The organism is Streptomyces sp. W16 (assembly GCF_033194735.1).
Lineage (GTDB): Bacteria > Actinomycetota > Actinomycetes > Streptomycetales > Streptomycetaceae > Streptomyces.
Genome location: NZ_JAWOAI010000611.1, coordinates 1 through 5,234, shown reverse-complemented (window position 1 = coordinate 5,234; position 5,234 = coordinate 1). Strand labels below are relative to the sequence as shown.

Genomic DNA, 5,234 nt, shown 5'->3' with positions numbered 1-5,234 from the left:
ACCCCGCACGCACCGGCCGGCGCGCGCGGCCGGCTGCTGCTGATCGAGGACGTCGGCGAACAGGCGTACCGCATCGACCGGATGCTCACCCAACTCCTGCGCAGCGGCTGGCTGGACGGTGTCGCGGGCATCGCGCTCGGCTCGTGGTCCGGCTGCGGACCGTACGAGAAACTGCGCCCGGTGCTCGCCGACCGGCTGGGCGGGCTCGGTGTGCCCGTCGTCGAGGAGTTCGGGTTCGGGCACTGCGAAGGGGCGCTCACGATACCCCTCGGGGTGGCGGCCGAACTGGACGCGGACACAGGCACGTTGACGCTGGACGAGCCCGCGCTGCGGTAGCCGACCGCCCGCCTGGCGTACCGCTCCCAGCAAACTCCCTTTGTTCTCCGTCGGGTTGTCCTCAGTGTGGAGGTCTCTGTGTCCTGTCGTGTGCCCGGAATCCGCGCCGCGCTGGCTCTCGCGTTCACCGCACCGCTCACTCTCACGGCACCGCTCACCCTCGCCGGCCATGCCACCGCCGAGGGCCAATACACCGTCACCGCGCTGAAGTTCACCGTCCCCGCGGGTGGCCGTGACTGCACTGTCGACGCCGACCTGTACCGGCCCGCGGGCGTGGACCGCGCCCACCCGGCGCCCGCCGTGCTGGCCACAAACGGCTTCGGGGGCAGCAAGTCGGACGGTTCGACGGACGCCATCGGCAAGGTCTTCGCGCGGCGCGGCTATGTCGGGCTCGTCTACTCCGGGCTGGGCTTCGGGAAGTCGGGGTGTCTCATTTCGCTCGACGACCCGGACATCGACGGAACGGCCGCGTCGGGACTGGTCGACTTCCTCGCGGGCACGCTTGCCGCGGACGACGGGACCAGGGCGGACTTCGTGACACTCGACGCGAAGGGGGACCCCCGGGTCGGGATGATCGGCGGATCGTACGGCGGCGCGATCCAGTTGGCGACGGCGGCTGTGGACCACCGGGTCGACGCGCTCGTCCCCCTGATCACCTGGAACGACCTGGCGTACTCCCTCGACCCCAACAACGCGGTCGGCAAAGGCAGTCGGACCGTGCCCGGCGCCTTCAAGTGGCAGTGGACCAACAGCTTCTACCTCACTGGCGAGACCCAGCCGCTGACCGTACCGAGCCTCGACCCGACCCGGATCAACTCCCTCACCTGTCTGCACTTCGTCACCGGGGCCTGCGCCATGTTCCGCACCCTGAACTCCGGGAGCCACCCGGCCAAGGCGACGCCCGGCCTGCTCGCGTACATGCACAGCGTCTCGCCAGTCTCGTATCTCAACCGGGTCAAGGCACCGACGCTCCTCGTCCAGGGCCAGGCCGACACCCTGTTCAACCTCAACGAGGCGACGGCGACGTACAAGACGCTGAAGGCCCAGGGGACGACGGCGAAGATGATCTGGCAGTCGTGGGGGCACAGCGGAGGGACGGCGGCCGGTGAACTCGACCTCAACCAGGGCGACTTGGCAGCGAGCTATGTCGGCAGGCGGATCGTGGCCTGGTTCGACCGCTATCTGCGCGAGCGGAAGGGCGTGGACACCGGACCGGCCTTCGCGTACTACCGCGACTGGGTCACGGACTCGGTCGGCACCTACGCCACGACCGACCAACTCCCCGCGCAGGCCGAGAAGTTGTATCTCTCCGGTGACGGCAAGCTGGTGGACGACCGGGCGAAGGTGGCGCGCGGCAGCCGTGACTACGCCAACCGCCTCGTCCCCACGAGCCATTCGGAGAACTCGCTGACCGGCATGACCGGCCTGCCGGACCCGGCACCGTACGACACACCCGGCACCTGCCTCGGCTGGACCGGCGCACCCCTGACCCGCGCGACGGATGTCGTGGGCGCCCCGAAGGCGACCCTCAAGGTCGTCTCCCCGGCCGCGCGGCGCGTGCAGAACTCCGGCGACGCCGCCGACAAGCTCGTCCTCTTCGCCAAGCTCTACGACCTCGCCCCCGACGGCACCGGGACCCTGGTCCACCGCCTGGTCGCCCCGGTCCGGGTCCCGGACGTCACCAAGAGCTTCACGGTCACCCTGCCGGGGATCGTGCACCGGTTCGCCAAGGGGCACCGGCTGCGGTTCGTGATCGCGGCGAGCGACGACGCGTACACCGGGAACCGGGGGATCAAGCCGGTCACCGTGGTCAGCTCGCCGAAGGACACCGGGGTGCTGGAGTTGCCGGTCGTCGCGGACTGAGCCTCACCGTGCGTGATGGCCGATTCGGGCTCACCCTGGAGACATGAGCCCGAAGACCACCGAGAGCGGTGGGCGGACCGGCCGGCGGGAACGCCTGCTGACACCCGCCCGGATCACTGTTCTGCTGCTCGCCGTCCTGGCCCTCATCTTCATCTTCGAGAACACCCACGACACCAGGATCCGCCTGCTGATCCCCGAGGTCACCATGCCGCTGTGGATGGCACTGCTGGCCACGGCGATCATCGGCGCCCTGTGCGGGGCGTATTTCATGCGACGGCGCCGCCGACCCTGACTAGGGTGACGGGATGCCGCATTCCACATCCCGTTACCTCGCCCAGGGCCCCCGCGTAGGGATACGTCACTTCACCTACGAGGACGGCGCCGAGTTCACCGCGCGTGCCCGGGAGAGCAAGGACCTGCACCAGCCGTGGCTGTTCCCGCCGGCCAGTGGGGACGCCTACACCGCCTACGCGGGGCGGCTGATCCAGGATCCGGCCAAGGCCGGGTTCCTGGTGTGCGAGCTGGACGGCGGGGGCATCGCCGGGTTCATCAACATCAACAACATCGTCGAGGGCGGCTTCCAGTGCGGTGCGCTGGGATACGGCGCCTTCGCGCACGCGGCCGGGCGCGGGCTGATGCGCGAGGGGATGAACCTCGTGGTGGGGCACGCCTTCGGGCCGATGCGACTGCACCGGCTGGAGATCAACGCGCAGCCCGGCAACGCCGGGTCGATCGGTCTCGCCCGCAGCTGCGGGTTCCGGCTCGAAGGCTTCTCGCCGAACATGATCTACATCGACGGCGCGTGGCGGGACCACGAGCGCTGGGCGATCACCGCCGAGATGCGGACTTCCGGTTGACCTTCATCGTGTCCAGGTCCGTCACCGTCGACTTCAGCTCGCGGAAGCCGTAGCCGAGACTCTTCAAAGCGGTCTCGGCGCGGTCCTCCGCGAGCGCCGCCGCCATCTCGTCGCCGTCCGCCGCGTCCGACACCACCACATACCGCCACGAGAAGTGCTTGAGGGGCGACGGTTCGTAACTGAGCGAGCCCTCCTCGCTGAACCGCATGCTGAGCATCCCGTGCTCCGACGCCTCGCCCAGCAGCCGCTGCCGCGCCTCGTCCGTCAGCGCGTCCCAGGTGCCCCGGACGATCACCCGGTACGTGTGCTGCTCGCCCATCCGCGCTTCCACTCCTCGCTCCGTGCCGTCGGTCGCCCGACTCTACGTCGACGTGACCGGAGCGCACGCGGAATTTCCCGGCGCCCCCGCCTTTGCGGAATCCTGACCGGCGGCGCCCCTGGCCACCGCACCGGTTGCCGGGTTCCATGGTGATCGTGACGACGATCCGACGTGAGGTACTGACCCTGCCCACCGCCGAGTTGGGTCCGGACAACCCGCTGCCCCCACTGCGTCCGCTCGACGAGACACACCGTATCGACGACCGGGACCGCGAGGACCTGCCACGCGACATGGCCCGCCAGGTCGGCTACGAACCCCTCCGCAGCCTGCTCCCCACCCGCGTCCGCGACGGCTACGACAGAGACCGCGCACCCCGCGAGATCGACGCCCTCGTGATCGAGAACGACCGGCTGCGCGCCACCGTGCTCCCCGCCCTCGGCGGCCGGATCGCCTCTCTCGTCCACAAGCCCAGCGACCGTGAACTCCTGTACCGCAACCCGGTGTTGCAGCCCGCCAACTTCGCCCTCAACGGAGCCTGGTTCTCCGGCGGCATCGAATGGAACATCGGCGCCACCGGCCACACCACCCTCTCCTGCGCACCCCTGCACGCCGCCCGCGTCCCCGCCCCCGACGGCGGCGAGATGCTCCGCCTGTGGGAGTGGGAGCGGCTGCGCGACCTCCCGTTCCAGGTCGACCTGTGGTTGCCGGACGGCTCCGACTTCCTCCACGTCGGCGTCCGCATCCGCAATCCGCACGAGAGGCCCGCGCCCACCTACTGGTGGTCCAACATCGCGGTCCCGGAGGAACGCCGGGTCCTCGCACCGGCGTCGGAGGCCTGGCACTTCGGGTACGAGCGGCGGCTGCGCCGGGTGCCCGTGCCGTCGTACGACGGAGCGGACCGGACGTATCCTCTCAACAGCCCTTACGCCGCCGACTACTTCTACGAGATCCCGGACGGGCGGCGCCGCTGGATCGCCGCGCTCGACGCGGACGGGCACGGCCTGGTGCAGACGTCCACCGATGCGCTCCGGGGCCGCAAACTCTTCGTGTGGGGCACCGGCGGCGGTGGCCGCCGCTGGCAGGAGTGGCTCACCGAACCGGGCACGGGCGGCTACTGCGAGATCCAGGCGGGCCTGGCCCGCACCCAGTTGGAGCACCTGCGGCTCGACCCGGAGAGCGAGGTGTCCTGGCTGGAGGCGTACGGCCCGCTCGACGCCGAGGCGGAAGGGGAGTGGCCTGCCGCGGTGGACCGTGCCGAGGCCCGGCTCGAAACCGCGCTGCCCCGCGCCGACGTCGACGCCGCCTACGCCGCCTGGAAGCCGTACGCCGACACCGAACCCGGCGAGATCCTCGCCACCGGCTCCGGCTGGGGCGCCCTCGAAGTCCTGCGCACCGACTGGAAGTTGCCCGGCACCCCCTTCGACGAGTCCACGCTCGGCGCGGCCCAGGCGCCCTGGGCGGACCTGCTGCGCAGCGGTGTGCTCCCCGAGCCGCGCCGGGTCCGGCCGCCCGGCGAGACCCTCGTCGCCCCGCACTGGCGGGACATGCTGGAGACGGCACCCGCCACCCCGCTCACCGAGTACCACCTCGGCGTCGCCCAATGGCACGCGGGTGATCGGGCACAGGCGGTGCGCAGTTGGGAGCGGGCCCTCGAACTCGCCCCGTCCCTCTGGCCGTTGCTGCGCTGTCTGGCCGTGGCGGATCAGGAGGCCGGCAACTACGAGCGGGCCGCCGACCGGTACAACGAGGCCTTCGCCGACCTGTGCCACGAGCGGCGCGACGCCGGCGAGAGCTGGACCGCCGCGACGGCGGCGCTCGGCCGCGAGGCCGTCGAGGCGCTGCTGCGGGTACGGCGGGTG

At 70.9% G+C, this 5,234-nt stretch carries 5 protein-coding genes and 1 pseudogene; 5 read left to right on the top strand and 1 reads right to left on the bottom strand.

Features of this window, described 5'->3' with window-relative positions; genetic code table 11:
- The 4 genes and pseudogenes from R6V09_RS45225 to R6V09_RS45210 all read left to right on the top strand — a co-directional run.
- Positions 1-336: pseudogene (locus R6V09_RS45225) on the top strand (LD-carboxypeptidase); the annotation flags it as partial.
- A 78-nt stretch (positions 337-414) separates the two neighbouring features.
- On the top strand, positions 415-2,199 hold the full coding sequence (locus R6V09_RS45220; RefSeq protein ID WP_442810262.1) for a CocE/NonD family hydrolase: 1,785 nt from the start codon (positions 415-417) through the stop codon (positions 2,197-2,199).
- A 43-nt stretch (positions 2,200-2,242) separates the two neighbouring features.
- Positions 2,243-2,491, top strand: a complete 249-nt coding sequence (locus R6V09_RS45215) for a LapA family protein (protein WP_317887301.1) — start codon at positions 2,243-2,245, stop codon at positions 2,489-2,491.
- A gap of 13 nt (positions 2,492-2,504) precedes the next feature.
- Positions 2,505-3,056, top strand: a complete 552-nt coding sequence (locus R6V09_RS45210) for a GNAT family N-acetyltransferase (protein WP_317887300.1) — start codon at positions 2,505-2,507, stop codon at positions 3,054-3,056.
- On the opposite strand, the gene R6V09_RS45205 is transcribed toward R6V09_RS45210, so the two are convergent.
- On the bottom strand, positions 3,028-3,375 hold the full coding sequence (locus R6V09_RS45205; RefSeq protein ID WP_317887299.1) for a DUF6204 family protein: 348 nt from the start codon (positions 3,373-3,375) through the stop codon (positions 3,028-3,030). The two genes, R6V09_RS45210 and R6V09_RS45205, sit on opposite strands and share 29 nt — an antisense overlap.
- 146 nt (positions 3,376-3,521) lie before the next feature.
- Between R6V09_RS45205 and R6V09_RS45200 the strand changes: the two genes are divergently transcribed.
- The coding region (locus tag R6V09_RS45200; protein ID WP_317887298.1) for a DUF5107 domain-containing protein at positions 3,522-5,234 on the top strand (1,713 nt) is incomplete at its 3' end.